The sequence below is a fragment of the Chelatococcus sp. YT9 genome (assembly GCF_018398315.1).
In the GTDB taxonomy this organism is placed as follows: domain Bacteria; phylum Pseudomonadota; class Alphaproteobacteria; order Rhizobiales; family Beijerinckiaceae; genus Chelatococcus.
The window spans coordinates 4,204,227-4,220,740 of the sequence record NZ_JAHBRW010000001.1 but is presented as its reverse complement, the minus strand read 5'-3'; the positions used below and the strand labels follow the sequence as shown (position 1 = coordinate 4,220,740).

General features: G+C 62.1%; 13 protein-coding genes. 3 read left to right on the top strand and 10 right to left on the bottom strand.

The window, feature by feature from the left end; all coding sequences use genetic code 11:
• Positions 1 to 71: 71 nt before the first annotated feature.
• Positions 72 to 209, bottom strand: a complete 138-nt coding sequence (locus KIO76_RS19410; protein ID WP_213324778.1) for a hypothetical protein — start codon at positions 207 to 209, stop codon at positions 72 to 74.
• Positions 210 to 455: 246 nt separating this feature from the next.
• Positions 456 to 716 carry a YMGG-like glycine zipper-containing protein gene (locus KIO76_RS19405; protein WP_213324777.1) on the bottom strand — a complete coding sequence of 87 codons (261 nt, stop codon included), beginning with the start codon at positions 714 to 716 and terminating at the stop codon, positions 456 to 458.
• A 362-nt stretch (positions 717 to 1,078) separates the two neighbouring features.
• Here KIO76_RS19405 and KIO76_RS19400 point away from each other — a divergent pair, with 362 nt between their 5' ends.
• A complete protein-coding gene (locus KIO76_RS19400; protein ID WP_213324776.1) occupies positions 1,079 to 2,551 on the top strand; it encodes an alpha/beta hydrolase in 1,473 nt (490 codons plus the stop codon).
• A gap of 138 nt (positions 2,552 to 2,689) precedes the next feature.
• On the opposite strand, the gene KIO76_RS19395 is transcribed toward KIO76_RS19400, so the two are convergent.
• Entirely contained in the window at positions 2,690 to 2,902 is a 213-nt protein-coding gene (locus KIO76_RS19395; protein ID WP_213324774.1) for a hypothetical protein, read from the bottom strand.
• Positions 2,903 to 3,234: 332 nt separating this feature from the next.
• Between KIO76_RS19395 and KIO76_RS19390 the strand changes: the two genes are divergently transcribed.
• Positions 3,235 to 5,001: a metallophosphoesterase family protein gene (locus KIO76_RS19390; protein WP_213324773.1), complete on the top strand. Its 1,767-nt coding sequence runs from the start codon at positions 3,235 to 3,237 to the stop codon at positions 4,999 to 5,001.
• Here KIO76_RS19390 and KIO76_RS19385 read toward each other — a convergent pair.
• The 7 genes from KIO76_RS19385 to KIO76_RS19355 all read right to left on the bottom strand — a co-directional run bounded on the left by KIO76_RS19385 (position 4,996) and on the right by KIO76_RS19355 (position 15,751).
• Positions 4,996 to 6,057, bottom strand: a complete 1,062-nt coding sequence (locus KIO76_RS19385) for an AI-2E family transporter (RefSeq protein WP_213324772.1) — start codon at positions 6,055 to 6,057, stop codon at positions 4,996 to 4,998. The two genes, KIO76_RS19390 and KIO76_RS19385, sit on opposite strands and share 6 nt — an antisense overlap.
• 56 nt (positions 6,058 to 6,113) lie before the next feature.
• A complete protein-coding gene (locus KIO76_RS19380; protein WP_213324771.1) occupies positions 6,114 to 7,178 on the bottom strand; it encodes a patatin-like phospholipase family protein in 1,065 nt (354 codons plus the stop codon).
• A 93-nt stretch (positions 7,179 to 7,271) separates the two neighbouring features.
• Positions 7,272 to 8,450 carry an efflux RND transporter periplasmic adaptor subunit gene (locus KIO76_RS19375; RefSeq protein WP_249729653.1) on the bottom strand — a complete coding sequence of 393 codons (1,179 nt, stop codon included), beginning with the start codon at positions 8,448 to 8,450 and terminating at the stop codon, positions 7,272 to 7,274.
• Entirely contained in the window at positions 8,447 to 11,536 is a 3,090-nt protein-coding gene (locus KIO76_RS19370; RefSeq protein ID WP_213324770.1) for an efflux RND transporter permease subunit, read from the bottom strand. The genes KIO76_RS19375 and KIO76_RS19370 overlap by 4 nt, the downstream gene beginning before the upstream one ends.
• A complete protein-coding gene (locus KIO76_RS19365; protein ID WP_213324769.1) occupies positions 11,533 to 12,627 on the bottom strand; it encodes an efflux RND transporter periplasmic adaptor subunit in 1,095 nt (364 codons plus the stop codon). The genes KIO76_RS19370 and KIO76_RS19365 overlap by 4 nt, the downstream gene beginning before the upstream one ends.
• Before the next feature lie 475 nt (positions 12,628 to 13,102).
• Positions 13,103 to 14,128, bottom strand: a complete 1,026-nt coding sequence (locus tag KIO76_RS19360; RefSeq protein ID WP_213324768.1) for a helix-turn-helix transcriptional regulator — start codon at positions 14,126 to 14,128, stop codon at positions 13,103 to 13,105.
• 474 nt (positions 14,129 to 14,602) lie between these two features.
• Positions 14,603 to 15,751 carry an alpha/beta hydrolase gene (locus KIO76_RS19355; RefSeq protein WP_213324767.1) on the bottom strand — a complete coding sequence of 383 codons (1,149 nt, stop codon included), beginning with the start codon at positions 15,749 to 15,751 and terminating at the stop codon, positions 14,603 to 14,605.
• Positions 15,752 to 15,897: 146 nt separating this feature from the next.
• On the opposite strand from KIO76_RS19355, the gene KIO76_RS19350 reads away from it, so the two are divergent.
• Positions 15,898 to 16,416, top strand: a complete 519-nt coding sequence (locus KIO76_RS19350) for a hypothetical protein (RefSeq protein ID WP_213324766.1) — start codon at positions 15,898 to 15,900, stop codon at positions 16,414 to 16,416.
• Positions 16,417 to 16,514 lie beyond the last annotated feature (98 nt).

Here is a 16,514-nt window from a genome sequence, read left to right as displayed (position 1 = left end):
GGCGCTCAAATCAGCACATCGCTGGCCGCTCAGGGCACGAAGACTGCACCGCGGCTGTTCAGAAGGCTCTTCTAGAGAAACTCGTAGGCGGCGAAGAGCGCGAGGCCGACGAGGACGGCAATCGTGACTTTCGACAGCAGGATCTTTCCGGCGATCCCCATCCACGTCCGTTCGGGGTACTCGTAGTCGTCGTTGGGTATATGGCGCACGGGCTCATCTCCGTTCTTCCGAGAAAGGAGCATAAAACATCCCGCGGAAAAAGCGCAGAGGCCGACGACATACCTGACCCCGAGGCGACAGGATCAGCTGGTCCCTACGAGAGCACGCAGATGTCGCCAAGCGAGGCGCCACTAGCAAGCCGGCATGCGCAAGAACGAAAACTCCGGCCGCATTACTATGCGCCGGAGTTTCCTTCGATTCTTGCTAGAGCAGGGCTCCCGCGGACGGATTGCCTGTCAGCATTCCTGGTAGCGGCGGCCGCGATAGATATAGGTGCGGCAGGTAGGTGTCGTCGCGTTGCCGACAATGGCGCCGCCAACACCGCCAATCGCGGCACCGGCAAGTGCGCCGCCTGCCGTGCCTGACGCGAGGCCACCGACAAGCGCGCCAGCGCCGGCACCGATGGCCGCGCCGCCGATGGTCCGGTCGGTCCGATCATTCGGGTTGCAGGCAGCCAGTCCGACGGCGAGAAGGCCGAGGGCGATAAAACGCTTCATGTCATATCTCCGAGCTAACGCGATATGAGCACGAATTATCATGATTTTATGGCAGTGGAAATGCCGTATTTTCCATGTCCGGCTGACCTTAATAGTTAAAGTCGCGGCTAACGAGGGCTTTTATTTGCGTTTATATGAACGGCCTCGCGAGTCTCTTGGTATAGGGCGGTGGCATTTTGCACTTGTGCAGGGCGAAGCTTGGAAATGGTGGGGCAGGGGGCATCCTCATGATTCGGGCTTGTTCGGTCTGGCGTGGGACAACTAGCCTTGTCGCTGGCGCGGCCATAACATAGGCAATCGGGAGGCATGGCACCAATTTTCCACCAAAGATCGATTTCGGATTGTTTCTGAGGGCATTTTGCATGCTCGGTTTTATCAGCAGGACGCTGAAGCGCGGGGCGGTCGTGCTTGCCATCGTGGCTGTCTCGCTCTTCGGCCTGCGCGTCTACGACAGTCAGCGGGGACCACCGCTTGAGCCCTGGCATACCTTCGTTCCCGATGAGCTGTCGATCAACGAGCTCGATCATGCCGACTGGAGGGGATATCTGAAGGCGGAGGACGATGTCTTTGCGCAGGTACGCACCGACGTGACGGAAAAGCTGCCGCCCCGCGATCGAGTCCCGGTCAATCGCTATTTTGAGGGCAGTGCCATCCATCCCGCGCATTTCAAGCAGGACTGGAACCGCTCTTTCATCCTGGAGCCGCGGGGCAAGCCGGTCGGCGCCGCGGTCTTTCTCCACGGCTTGACGGATTCGCCCTACAGTTTGCTCCAACTCGCGCGCCACTACCGCGACCGCGGTTTCCTCGCCATCGCCATACGCCTGCCTGGCCATGGCACGGTTCCCGCCGGGCTGACGGATATTGAGTGGGAAGACTGGCTCGCCGCGACGCGTCTTGCCGTGAGAGAGGCGAGGGCGCGGGTCGAGGCCCCCGCGCCGCTTCATCTCGTCGGCTATTCGAATGGCGGGGCGCTGGCCGTGATGTATGCGCTCGAGGCCCTTGAGGATAAGGATCTGGCCCGGCCCGACCGGGTCATCCTGCTATCTCCGATGATCGGCGTGACGGCTTTCGCGCGTTTCGCCGGATTGGCGGGGCTTCCGGCGATCCTGCCAGCCTTCGCCAAGGCGGCTTGGCTGAGCGTGCTGCCGGAATTCAACCCCTTCAAATATAATTCGTTCCCGGTGAACGGCGCGCGCCAGTCACATCTGCTGAGCACGGCCGTTCAGCGCACGGTGCAGCGGCTCGCGCGCGAGAAGCGGCTGGCGGATCTCGCCCCCATCATCACGTTCCAGTCGGTGGTGGACTTCACCGTGAGCACGCGCGCGATCGTCTCCTCGCTCTACGCGTTTCTGCCTGCGAACGGCAGCGAGCTCGTCCTGTTCGATCTCAATCGCGCGACGAAGCTCGGGCCTCTACTGAGACCGGCGTCAGAAACGGTGCTCGCGCGACTTCTGCCGCCGCCTCCCCGTAATTTCAGCGTCTCGGTGATTTCGAATGTGAACGAAGATTCCCGTGAGGTCGCCGCACGGATGACCGAAGCAGGCTCCACCGATGAGACAGTGCGCGAGCTCGGCCTGTCCTATCCCCCTGACGTCTTCTCGCTGTCTCATATCGCGCTGCCGTTTCCGGTCACCGATCCGCTCTATGGGCTACAGCCTGACCTGACTGAAGATTTCGGCATAAGGCTCGGCGCGATAGCTGCACATGGCGAGCGCGGGACGCTGATCATGGATCTCGACAGCCTCTTGCGGATGTCCTCGAATCCCTTCTTTCCCTATCTGATCGACAGGGTCGACCAGGTGCTTCAGGAGCCGTCGCGGGGGCGGGGGCCATGACGCGATAGGGCCGGAGCGGCGGTGCCTGCTCGTGTTGGCGCCAGCCCCGATCCAACACTCTGATGGATCAGCGCAGCAGGCCTGAGGCTGCATGCACTCTCGAGTTTGATGGGGCGCGGCGGGCGCGCCGCTTGGTGCCTAACCAGCCCGAAACATCAGGCGGTCGCCGATCAGGATAACGAGGCCGGTCAGCGAGATCCCGGCCGTCGACCCGCGGCGCAGGACCCTGTCACCCCGCGCAATTCCGCTGACCAATCGGTGAACGATGGACTTGCCACTTTCCGCGAGGACGACGATGTCCCCCTCCGGGATTGGTCCCGGAAGGCGCGTCAGGCGCCTCACCATCAGCATCGCAATGCCCCCGATCAGCATCGGTCAGAGGATTTTTCACAGAGCGTCAGGCTGCAACAGGCTCGTCAGGATCAACCCCGACTAAGCGGCTCGGCAAAGCGGAGCAACCCAGCGGCGTCGCCATCGCACGCCGGGCCACAGCGAGGAAGTACATGAAGAAGCTGAGGCTGATCGAGGATCTCACCGCTGTGCAAGGCGTCCCATTCTCGAGCTTTCCTACGCCGGGATGATCGAAACTCTGGGCAAAATACGCGGACAACAGTATGCCCGTTGGGATAACGGCGAGAGGACGTCGCCGAAGGGATGGGTGCAATCGTAATGGCCGTTGACCAATGAGCCCGATCATCGATCCGCGCGCAGGCGACGTGGAAGATGACGCGTGCAGTTCCAAGAAGCGGTCGTTGTTTGCGATTGCGGGAAGTCTGCTCGGCGAAATCAATCTCCCCAAGCTGGCGCTGGCGTGGGTCATCCTGGCGCTGCTTCCCGGTGTCCTGCTTGGACTTGTGCCCCTGGTCGCCACAGCATGGTTCTCGACCGTATCGGGCCGCGTGCAGGCGGTCGCAGGCATCGGATCGTTGCTGCTTCTGGTTCTCGTGGCGGTCATCGGCTGGTATGGCTTCCGCCCACTCTTTCGCGCCGCCGAGCGAAGCTTCTGGTCATTGAACTCGCTGGTGGTGCAACCGGGTTACGCGTTATGCCGAGAGGGGCTTCGCCATCTTGCCGAGCGTTTTCTGCCGCCGCATGCCAATGAGGCTAGCCGCGCTGATCTGAGGGCAGCGACTGCGATCGGTGCAGGTGTGCTCGCTTGCGGCGTCGCATCCGCCATTGCGCTGACCGCATGGCCGCAAACCCGCTGGTCCGGCGGGGTGGCTGATCTCGTCGATCCGTTACGTTTGATCGTTCCCGCACTCGCGAACACGGTTACGGTGATGGCGGCCTATCTGGCGGCCGCGTCGCTGGCCTGGGGGTTGGCTGACGGGCTAATGGACCAGCCGCGCAATCTGCTGAGTTTCGACGAGGTGCCGGCGAATGCCCGCAGGTGGCGCGTGGCTCATCTCTCGGACATTCACGTCGTCGGGGAGCGCTATGGCTTTCGGATCGAGAGCGGCCGCGCCGGTCCGCGCGGCAACGAGCGGCTTCACCAGGTTTTCGCGCGGCTCGCTGCCATCCATGCCCGCGCCCCGCTGGATCTCCTCCTGATTACGGGGGACATGACCGACGCGGGCCGCTCAGCGGAATGGGCGGAGTTCTTCGACGTTATGGCGCGTTATCCAGGGCTGGCCGCCCGCAGCGTTATCCTGCCAGGAAATCATGACGTGAACATTGTCGACCGGGCTAATCCCGCCCGCCTGGAAATTCCCGGCACCCCCGGCAAAACATTGCGGCAGATGCGGGCATTGTCGGCCATCGTGAGCATGCAAGGCAACCGCGTGCATGTCGTCGACCCCGCTGGTTCGGGTCTCGGTAAAAGTCTGGCCGATGTTCTCGAGCCTCACCGGGCACAGATCGCGGCTTTCGCGGATACCGGAGGCTTGCGCCTGTCGGTGGGGCTCGGCGACCTCTGGGCGAGGGCTTTCCCCATGGTCTTGCCGCCGACGGAGGCTGATGGGCTCGGCGTGGTGATCCTGAATTCGAACGCGGAAACGCATTTCTCCTTCACCAATGCGCTCGGGATGGTTGGTGAAGAGGACATGCGGGCCATGGTCTCGGTGCTCGGGCAATTTCCTAACGCCCGCTGGATTGTGGCGCTGCATCACCACCCAGTCGAATATCCGATGCCGGCCAAGGCATTCTCCGAACGTGTCGGCACCGCGCTCATCAACGGCAGTCTCTTCGTGCGACAGCTCAAGCCCAACGGCCATCGGATCGTCGCGATGCATGGCCACCGGCACATAGATTGGATCGGGCGGTGCGGTCCGCTGAAGATCATCTCCGCGCCATCGCCGGTCATGGAAGCGACCGATAACGAGCCTACCCGTTTCTACATTCATACGCTCGCCGCGGCTCCGGATGGCGGTCTTGCCCTCCTCGAGCCGGAACGGATCGACATGGCACCTGAGACGACCACAACTTTGAGCCTGAACCTGGCCGGCTCATGAATCGCCGATAGCGCTTTCAATGGGCGGCTGTTCCGTTCTTTCAGCAGAGCCGAACAGTTCGGCGATCCACAAGCTTGAAGGATGCTGGGCGCAGAAGGTGATGAGGGCGATCGTGATCGGCACTCCGATGAACGCGCCGAAGATGCCCCACAGATAGCTCCAGAAGAATACGGAGAACAAGACGACTGCCGGTGAGACCGAGAGCGCGTTGCCAGCAACGCGAGGTTCGATGTAGCTGCCGACTATGAACTGGATCAGGTTGAGGCAGGCGAAGACCGCGAAGACCGCCTGCCAAGATTCGAAATGCGCCATGGCAAAGAGCGTCGGGAAGACTGTCGCGACCAACGGGCCGATGAAGGGGATATAGTTCAGCGAGAACGCGATGAACCCCCATTCCTCGGCGAGCTGCAGGCCGACGAGCTTGGCAAAGGCGAAGACCAGCAGGCCCGTAATCAGGCTCATCCATGTTCTGACAAGCATGTAGCGGCCGATCTTGCGCGCGGTTTCCGTGCTGCCGAGGAGGAGAACCCTGCTGATTTCGCGGTTGCGCATGCCACGCAATTTCCGCCCGAAGTCGTCGACCTCAAGCAGGCCGAGGATCACGTAGACGAGCACAACCAACCAGAAGCTCATCGTGCTGTTGAGGCGCCCGGTGATTGTCTGGGCCGTGCGCAGGATCCAACCGACATTGAACGTCTCGGACCACATTCCGGCAACGGCCACGCCGTGGCCTTCCAGCCAGATCGTGACTTGGTCATAGAACGCCTGAAAGCGGGCAGCGTCACTGACGATCCAACGGCCGACGCGGCCAAAGGCCCAGAGTATCAACGAGCCGAAGGCTAGAAAGACGGCGACCATAACGATGACGCTGATGGCTAAAGCCAGCATCTTCGGCAGGAAGGTTTGCAGGCCCTTCTGCATCGGCCATACGAGGGCGATGATGAAAAGTGCGAACGCGACCGGTGCAAAGACCGAACTTGCAATGGATAGCGCGGCGACAACCAGGACAACCGCAATCAGGACCTGGGCGCTCTGGAAGATTTTACCGGTGGTCATCTGCGTTCCTGCTGAGCGTTGATTGAGGCGGCCGCGGTCACCGTCTATCGCTACTATCAGATCCCTTCGGTCAGTTCATCGAGGTTCAATGTCGATGTCTTGCCGATGGCGTCCCGATGCGTGCGATAAAAGGTTTCAGCGGCGCGACGCCCCTCATCGTGCAGCATGGTCAGAAATTCCCACTCGGCGTTCAGCTTCGAGGAATATCCCAGATCGGCCATGGCATCACTGGTGATGCGGTGCAATCGCATGCGGGCCCAACGCGCCCCTTCGCCGCTTTCCGGATTGGCCTTTTGGCGCAGCAACGCCATCATCCTTAGTTCCTTGAGGAGGACTGCATTGAAGGATACCTCATTGAGGCGGTTCAGGATGTCGCGTGCCGTACGCGGCGTGCCGGGGCGCTCCACCGGATTGATCTGAACGAGTATGGTGTCCAGCGCGTCGCTCTCCTTGATCAATGGCGTCATGGTTGGGTTGCCGGAATAGCCACCGTCCCAGTAGCTCTCGCCATCGATGTCCACGGCCTGGAACAAGGTAGGCAAGCAGGCGGAGGCCAGGAGCACCTGCGGCGTGATCTCGGCATTGCGGAACACGCGCCCCCGGCCGGTGCGGACATTGGTTGCCGTGATGAAAAGCTTGATCGGGCACCGTGCGAGGCTGTCGAAATCAATGACTTCGGACAAGATGTCCGTCAGCGGATTGGTGCCGGCGGGGTTGAGGCGGTAGGGGGAAACCACGCGCGACATCATATCCATCGCGACGAAGAGCGGGGAGTTGTCGAGCGTCCAGCGGCCGAGCAGGACGTCGAGCGGGCTGCGCTGGAAGGGGCTGAAGCGGGCTGCTTCGGACACCCTTCGCCAGAATAGATCGAGCGCGTCCCGAGCGCCCCGGCGCCCACCGGCTACGTAGCCCGATGCCAGCACCGCAGCGTTCATGGCGCCTGCAGAAGTTCCGGAGATGGCGCTGATGTCGAGCCATTCCTCCTCGAGAATTCTGCCGAGGACACCCCAGGTGAACGCACCGTGGGCTCCACCGCCCTGAAGGGCGAGATCGATCGTCAGCGGCCTTCGCGTGCCGCCGTCATGGTGGGCCGCGGGGGCCGGTGAGGCAGTTTGGGTCACGTCGTTCTCATCCGGCTGTCGAGCGGAGGTGTCGATGTTAGCCGCACGGCCCACCTCTCACCACCACCAAGGGCGGCGTGTGCAATTCCTCCCCTATGCCGGAGGGACCGCGCGCTTCAGCGTTTGTGGGTCAGCTGCGGCCGCGCGATCGGCTGCGGGCGCTGTCGTCAGTTGACGTACCCGCTGCCCGGGGTGCAGAGCTTGAATGCCGCCCGAGACGATGATCTCTCCCGGTTCGAGGCCCTGCGAAACGATGACCTGCCCCGGATCGAAGCGCAGGATATCGATATTTCGCATTGAAACCGTCGATGTGGCGGGGTCGACGATCCATACGGCTGGTGATTGGCCTTGCTGCGTCAAGGAACTGGCCGGGATTGCGATGATTGCTGCCGTCGAGATCTCCAGCCTCCCCACGACCGTCGCTCCGAGTTGCATCGCCTCTGGCGGATTGTGCAGGCCGACCCTCACTGTGAAGGTGCGTGTCACGGGGTCCGCCTGCGGAGAGACTTCGCGGACATGGCCCGTGGCCGTTACGGTCGGAGCATCCGCCAAGGCGACGAGAACCGTGCCGTCTTCGGTTTGTGTCTCAAGCAGCCGCGCGGGAACGTTGAAGACCGCGTCGCGACCATCCTCCCGCGCCACCTGGAGGACAACTTGCCCGGGCTGCACGACCTCACCTGGCTCGATCGTCCGTGCGGTGACAACCCCCTCGATGCCGGACCGCAGCTCTGTAAAGCCAAGCCTGTCCTGTGCGAGATCGAGCTGCGCCTCGGCGTTTTCGAGCTGTGCCTGGGCGGCCTCCTGCGCTTTGAGCGCCTGGTCGAAGCGCGGGCGCGTGGTGAAGCCCTGTGCCATCAGCCGTTCCTGGCGCTCGAAGGTGTTGCGCGTGGTGTTGACTTCGCCTCTTGCCGCTTCCATTGCCGCTTTCGCGGCGGCGAGCTGATTGCGCTCAAGAGAGGGGTCGAGCCGCGCCAGGACCTGTCCGGCGGAGACGCGATCCCCCACATTGACTAGCCGCTCGGTCACGCGTCCCGCGATCCGGAACGCCAGCCCCACATTTTTTTCAGCCTGGATCTCGCCACTGAGCTTGAGATCGCTGGACAGCTTGCCCGCCTCCACCTTGACCACGCTGACGGGGCGACCTTCGGCAGGCGCGGCCGTCTCCTGCTGGCATGCGCCGAGTGACGGCAGCACGAGCGCGCAGGCCATTCCGACGAACAAACCACCGATGCGACGATGGCCGCTGACCTGATGATTGAACATCGGAATCATGGCGCCGATACTCCAGCGGCGGGTGTTCTTCCCGCGGTCAGCCTGTCCTTCGAGGCGATCCTCCTGTCGAACACGGCGACATACAGCACCGGCAGCAGGATCAGTGTGAGCACGGTCGCAACCAGCAGTCCACCCATGATGGCGAAAGCCATCGGGCCCCAGAACACCGTGGGAGCGATGGGGATCATGCCGAGGACGGTGGAGATCGCCGTCAGCATGATCGGCCGGAACCGGGTGCTGCTGGCATCCAGCGCGGCCGCCACGACGGTCTTGCCGCTTTCGCGCTCCGCTTCGATCTGCCCGATCAGGATCACCGCATTCTTGGTGATGATCCCGATCAGGGCGAGAATCCCGAGAAGCGCGACGAAACCGAGAGGCTTGCCGGCCAGGAGCAGTGCACCCACCACGCCGATGAGACCGAGCGGCGCGATGCTCAGCACGATGGCGAGCAGCCTGAAGCTCCGGAGCTGGGCCATCAGGACCGTGAACATAATCAGGAGCATGACCGGTACGACCGCCATGACCGAGGCTTGCGACGTGGCGCTCTCCTCGACGGTACCGCCGACGGTGATCGCGTATCCGGGCGGAAGTGTCTTGTTCAAAGCCTCGATCGATGGTTTCAGCGCGGACACGACCGTTTCGGGCAGAACGTTCTGTTTGACGTCCGCCGCCACGGTCAGATTGGGGATGCGATCGCGCCTCCAGATCAAGGGAGCGTCTAGTCCGTAATCGAAGGTGACAAACTGCGAGAGTGGCGCGGAGCGGCCTCCGGGCAGGGCGACCTGCATCGTCCGCAACGTCTCCAGGGAAACGCGGTCGGCATCCTGCGCGCGTACTACCACGTCGACGAGATAGATGTTGTCTCGCACCTGCGTCACAACCGTACCGGACACCACTGCGTTCAGGTGAGAGGCCAGGGCCTGGGAGCTCAGGCCGAGACGGCGCGCTTCGTCCTGGTCGACGCGGAGGCGCAATTCCCGTGCAGGCTCGATCCAATCGAAATTGACCTGCTCCGCCTGCGGATTGGCGGCAATCACCTGCGCCACCTTCATGGCGATCGAGCGGACTTCGGTAATGTCAGGCCCGCTGACACGGTACTGAACCGGCCAGCCCACCGGCGGTCCCAGTTCGAGCGGATAGACACGCGCGACGACATTCGGGAAGTCATTCGCCAGCATCTCCTCCAGCCTGACCTGCAGCCGCTCACGGGCCTGCACGTCCTTTGCGACGATGACGGCCTGGCTGAAGAAATCGTTGGGAAGCCGTGCGTTCAAGGGCAGGTAGAAACGGATCGCGCCGCGCCCGATGTAGCTGCTCCAGCGCTCGATGTCCGGATTGTCTTTCAAGGCCGCATCGAACCGGGAGACGAGATCCTCGCTGGCGTAGATCGACGCGTTCTGCGGGAGCGTCAGGTCGACGAGCAGCTCAGGCCGGTCGGACGCCGGGAAGAATTGGCGTGGAACCAGGGGAAGTGCCAATATGGACAGGGCAAACAGCGCTAGCGTGACGGCGATCGTGACCCAGCGCAGCTTGATGGCACCGGACAACAACTGCCGGAAGGTGCGCTCCATACGTCCTGGCTCAGCTGTCGCCGCCTTGCGGTCGGGGGGCTTCAGCATGGCGACACCGAGCACCGGCGCGAAGATGATCGCGACAAACCAGGAAATAACGAGCGCGATGCTGACCACAGCGAAGAGGGTGAATGTGTATTCGCCGGCGGAACTCGCCGCAAATCCGATGGGCACAAAGCCCGCGATCGTGACCAAAGTACCGGCAAGCATCGCTATGGCGTATTTTTTGAACGCATAGGTTGCCGCCTCTGTCTTTTCCTCACCCGCCGCAAGGCGCGTGACCATCGCGTCAGTCGTCGTCATGGCGTCATCGACGAGGAGCGCCAGAGCGATGATGAGCGCGCCCAGCGAGATGCGTTGCATGTCGATGCCGCTGACCAGCATCACAGCAAATACGACGGCGAGGGTCAGCGGAATCGACAGCGCAACCACAAGACCCGGACGCACGCCGAGACTGATGAAGCTCACGGCCATGATAATGGCGATCGACTGCCAGAGTGAGGTCATGAAATCAGCGATCGCATGGTCTACCGTCACGGCCTGGTCAGCGACCAGCCGGGGCTCGATCCCGAGCGGCAGACTGCCCGTGATGTCGGCCATCGCGCTCTTGATGTTTCTTCCAAGAGCCAGAATGTCGCCCCCATCGCGCATCGCGATGCCGAGGCCGATCGCCTCCTCACCATTGACGCGGAACATTGGCTGGGGTGGGTCGGCATGGCCGCGTCGCACGGTGGCGATATCCGCGAGGCGCACCATGCGGTCGCCAACGGGGAAGTTGACGTTCATGAGGTCAGCTTCCGACTGGAATGCGCCGGAGACGCGCAGCGAAAGCTTTTCGTCCTCGGTCTGAATGACGCCGGCCGGACGTACCACGTTCTGACTCTGCAGGGCAGCGAGCAACGTGTTCCGGTCAATGCCGAGATTGGCCAGTTCCCGGACTGAAAACTCCACGAAGATGCGCTCGTCCTGAGCGCCGATGATCTCGATCTTGGAGACATCCGGCACAAGCAGGAGACGTGAACGGGCCGCCTCGACGTAGTCACGCAGCTCGCGGCCGGAAAAGCCGTCCGCGGTGAAGCCATAGATGATGCCGAAGGTATCCCCGAAACGGTCGTTGAAGAAGGGCCCGAGAGTACCGGAGGGCAGTGTGTGGCGCATATCGGCAACGAGATTGCGGACCCGGTACCAGGTGTCCTGCACATCCCGCGCCGGGACCGACTGCTTCAGCTCGACAAAGATGGTTGTCACACCAGGCGTGGTGAAGCTGCGCACGGTGTTGAGGCCGGGCGTCTCTTCCAGCTGACGCTCAAGACGCTCGGTGACCTGAGTCAGCGTGTCTTCCATCGTCGCGCCCGGCCATGCCGCGGACACCACCATCGACTTGATGACGAACGAGGGATCCTCGTTGCGGCCAAGGCGCTGGAAGGCGAACACGCCGGCAGCGACAGCGACGATCATGAGATAGATGACGACGGAACGGTTTTTGAGCGCCCATTCGGAAAGATTGAAAGTCATCGCATTTCCGTTCCCGTCAGCCGCACCTGCTGACCATCACGTAACTGGCTGACGCCGGCCGTGACGACGATGTCGCCGGGTGAGAGCCCATTCCCGACCACGGCCGTCGCCGGATCAGCGCTCATCACCTCGATGTTCCGCAGCGAGACGGTGAGTTTCTCGGGATCAACGATCCAGACGCCGAGTTCCTGTCCATGTTGGCTCAGCGCTGTTGAGGGGATGGCGATGACGGATTGGTCGCTGCCGGTAATCGTACCTGAAACCGTCGAACCAAGCCGGAACGCCTGTGGTGGGTCGGATAGCCCCACCCTGATCTGGAAGGTTCTCGTCACCGGGTCCGCCTGGGGGGCTATCTCGCGTACGCGGCCAGAGGCCGTGACGCTGGGATCGCTTGAAAGCGCCACGCGGACAGGCGTGTTGGGGGTGAGGGAGCGAACGACGTCTGCGGGCACTTCGAACACGGCATCGCGACCCTCGCGCCGGGCGAGCTGCACGATCATGTGGCCGGGCGAGACAACCTCGCCCGGTTCGGCACCGACCCCTGTGACAAGTCCCGGCGCGTCAGCCTTCAAGGTCGTGAAGCCGACGATATCCTCGGCCGAAGTGACGCGCGCTTGTGCGGCATCGACTTGTGCGCGCGCCGCTGTGCGTGCCTGCTCCGCGAGCTCGAAATCGGCACGGGTCGTGACATTGCGTGCAAGGAGATGGCTCTGACGTTGAAGGTGGTTCTCCGCCTTGCGCAGGAAGCCTTGGGCGGCCGTGAGCGCGGCGCGCGCGGAGCGCAGATCGTTGAGCTCATTCTCCGGATCGAGGCGAGCCACCAGCTCTCCCTGACGAACCGTCGAGCCGACCCCGACGGTCCGTTCCGCCATTCGCCCGCCGATGCGGAATGAGAGGGCTGCTCTATCCTGGGCCTCGACATAGCCGGTGAAACTCGCATTTGGTAACTGGGGCTGCTTTTCCACCGTGATCGTGCGGACGATCCGGACCGGGGGAGGAGGCCCCGCTTTCTCTTGCTGGCAGGCGGCTAATCCAGGCAGGATGATCCCAATAACGGTGGCTGAAAGATAATGTTTAGCACGCACCGTCATGCCTAAGACTTAGCCTGTGCGGCGACGGTGGCATCCTGCGTCGCCGTTCCCATCCATCCGCTGGTCGGAAGGCCTTGTCCCGGAGAACCGTTCGGATACATCACTTCACTTCCCCTGACAGGCCGGCGGGCATGGTCCGCAAAACGCAGATGCTAGGCAAACGCCATCGCGCCGCTTTTTTTGAAGCAGCAAGGAAAGCTAGCAATAGTTATGCACGGTGAGATGAGCTCAGAATCCCAGTCCTTCGCTGCTCATCCCAATTTGGTGAACCCGGATTAGCCTGTGACGCCGCGTGGCAACGGAACTCCGGGTCTGAGGCGGAAGCAAATGAGGCTGCAGTAGAATTCGGGTGGCGGAGCCGGTTCAATCAGCCGTCGATATGTTCACCCCTGAGCTGACGGGAACGGTCAGCAAGCTGGCTCAAAGCAGTCATAGGCCGCGCGGCCGGCAATGCGAAACTTGCCCCAGCCGTCGGCTAGGCAGCGGGCCGGGATAAGGAGCGGATTATTGCGCCTTGAGGCGCCACGTCCGGGGGCGAGGTTTCATCGCTTACATTCGTACTCTCCAGGGGAGGGGCCCACCTGCTTGTGTACGCGGGACTTTCATCGTCTGGCGGGCATCCAAACGGTGTCAGGGCGTGCTCTGCCAAGCTGCGCTCACGCACTTCGCTGGGGCTGTAACCGAACTCGCGACGGAAGGCCCGGCTGAAAGTGGAGTGATCGGTGAAGCCGACCTCAGCGCCAACCACGTGGATCGGCAATGAGCCCGCCGATGAAGTGAGGTGGCGATGCGCTTCCCTCAATCGCTCGCGGTTGATGAAATGCGCAACGCCGCCGACATGTTCGAAAAGCCGATAGAGCTTCGAGCGGGACATCGCCACAAGGCGGGCGAGCTGCTCCGGGTCGAAGTCCGGGGAAGCCATGTTCTGGCGGACAATGAGGCGAACGCGATCAATCAGAAGGGCGCTAAGCGGTACCTCAGCTGCCTTTGCATGGTCCCTTCGGGGTGCGATGCAGGCCGCCACCAACGAACGCGTTGCTTCGGCCAGACCATTTGCCTGGTCTGTCGGAATATGCGGAAGGTGCCGGGCGAGATTCTCAATATGGCCGGCGAGCAGAGCGCCGAGTTCGGGATTGATCTTGAGGTCGTGCTGGCGATCGAGGTTTTCGCGCTCGTCCCGATGGAAGCTTCGCGGCAGATATAGTGTCAATACTTCCGCATCTTTGGCCCTTCCCTCAAACGGCTGGGAGAGCGAGCGGAAACTCAGGGATCCGGGCTGGCGGACTTGTGGCGAAGAAGCACTGTCTGCGCCTTCATAGGCGAGCACCACACACCAGTGATCCAGGAAAGACTTGGGCCTGTGCCGCCAATGGCGCGCGGGCGCATTCCCGTAGAGCGTCCTTGTCAGGACGAGATCGCCGAAGGCCCAGGATGAAAAATCGGCCTCGAATATCTCTGACGACCCCGTTGTCGGCACGAGATCGATTGTTTCCGACAGCATCGATCGCCATGCATCGAACTGCTCCCGGGGCGGCAATGTCCTGGTGGAGAAGTGCTCAACGAAAACGCCTCCGGCCGAACTGCGCGAACTGGGGTGAGACGGGGGCGGCACGACAGCTTCCTTCCAGCTCTATTGTGTCAACTGAAGCACCAGACATGGCGTTAGAGCGGAACTCATCGACAGCAAAAATGTGCCGCCATGCGTTTATATTGGCAAGTGTGAAAGTGGAAACAAACCGGAACGTCGCCGCGCGCCGTGGGAACCCTCCTCATACCTTCGCGACAAGCGCTTCGCCCTAGGCGCCGTCTGAAATCTGCTATGAACCCTACCGTCGAAATCGACCGCGCTTCTGCGAGCTCTTGCAGACCGGTTTGTCGCGAACAGTACTTTTGACATGGCAAATGGCCCGGTTGAGGTCCTAGGCAAGTCCATCAAAGACCCTTTTACCGCCGCAGATAATGGTGCGAGAGGACGCTAGTTGGGGGTCGCCGTATCGAAGATGCGGATGGGGGCGGTGATGAGAAGGCTCGCGGCGGAGCCAAGCGCATCTGCGGCAGCGAGCGGGGACGAGATATCGGAGTCGGTAATCACCTGGCCTTGCAATAGCCTGTCGCCGATGAGGCGGACGGCTTCGGGGCTCGCGGCATAGAGATCATGATTGATGCGATCGCCGGCATTGAGGGCACTGAGGTCAAGGACAGTAATCCCCGACAGGCCTGCCAGCTGCTGTTGATACTCGCCACGTGTGAGATCTATTCCCCCCAGGCGTGTGGCCCCTCTCGAAATAAACCGGGAAAGCTGCAAGGCCCTGTCATGCTGCGCGACAAACAGGGTCACGCGTGGGCGCCTCGGCCCCATATCCTCAATTTGACGTCTGAAGACGCCGATGTCGAGGTCGGGCGACGCGAGTATGAGATTGTCGATTTTGCTGGGCACGCCACCCTTCTCCAGAGCGAGCTGGCGTAGCGCCTCGACGGCGGGCCAGCTGCCCATGGAATGCGCGAGAATTGTGATTTCGCCCACAGACGGACTGTTCGCTGCGACCCTCAAGAGATGGGCGAGATCTGACCGGGAGTAGGACGCGTTGTCAAAATCCCGGCTGTAGTCAAGAAGGCGCCCGCGTGAGGGCCATGAAAAGAGGACGGGAGCTGCGTCGGCGTCCGCATCGTGCGTTAGCTGGGCAAAACGGAAGACCGCGCGGTCGAACGGCGTGTTGAAGCCGTGCACGAAGACGAAGACGCGCCTTTTCCGGCCGTTCTTGGATCTGAACCAATCCGCAAGATGAGCCCTCGATATCGGCGTTGCAGAGGTCACCGTGAAGTCTGTCACGGGGTTGCCAGGCAAGGAGCGGGGAAACTGGATGGTTCCGACCTGGCGGTCGCGGGGAATAGACACGACGATATTCGCGAAGGATACCGTTTCCCCGCGATCACCGCTGAAGAGAACGCCAGGATCGCTCGATGGCGCTCTTGTCGTCGCGGTAAGCATATCCACCCGATCTGCGCCCGGGACCGGTGTGACCGGCTGCAGCATGCCCCGGGGAATGGAGGCGCAGGCGCCGAGGCCAAGTGCAAGAGCCAGGAGAAACAACCCGTTGCGCCACCTCAAGAAGCCGGCTGACATTATTCATAGGCTCCGGAACATGAACATCGCAGGTCAAGGGGGGCAAGGGTCCGGGCCCGTGCTGTCCGGGCGAGATCTGGCTTCGTCACTCCCGAAGGATCGAACGGTTCGCACCATACCGATAAAATGCGGGACAGGGAACTCAGGTGCTGATGATCGAAACTTGTAAAGCCTTTCGAAGCGACGAAGTCATATCCGAGCGAGACACTGTTCAATTTTCTCGGCTTGGAGAGACCTGGCGAGAAGCCTATTCCTATAAAATGCGTTATGGTGAGTACATGCTCAGTGAGGCCGATATCGGCGGAGAGGATGCAAAGCAGGAAGACGCTCAAATCGGCGCCCGTCGCTTGCTGATCCCCGCAGAAATGACGCGACACGGATCGCCGGGTTACTCGAAGGAGGAAGAATTGGCCTACAAGTTCGGGGCGATGATAATCGCCGGTTGTTTCATGTCGATAGCCTACTCAGGCGGCGCTGTCGCTGGTCCCGTGGCGCCGTCGGAGTTGATCGTTCCGCAGACGGGTGTGGAATTGGCCCAATGGGGACGCCCGCCGCCGCCAAGGCATGTGCGGCCGGCCCCCAGACGCTGCTGGTGGGAAAATCGTCGCATGAGGGACCACAGGGGGCGCTGGGTTGTGCGCCGGGTCCAGGTCTGCCTGCGCTGAATAGCAAGCCTTGCAATACCTCGCGAGCGTCGACGCTCGCCCTTGAGGAGCGCCGTGCGGGAATGGCGAACGCCTGATGTCCGGCCCATCCCATTCGA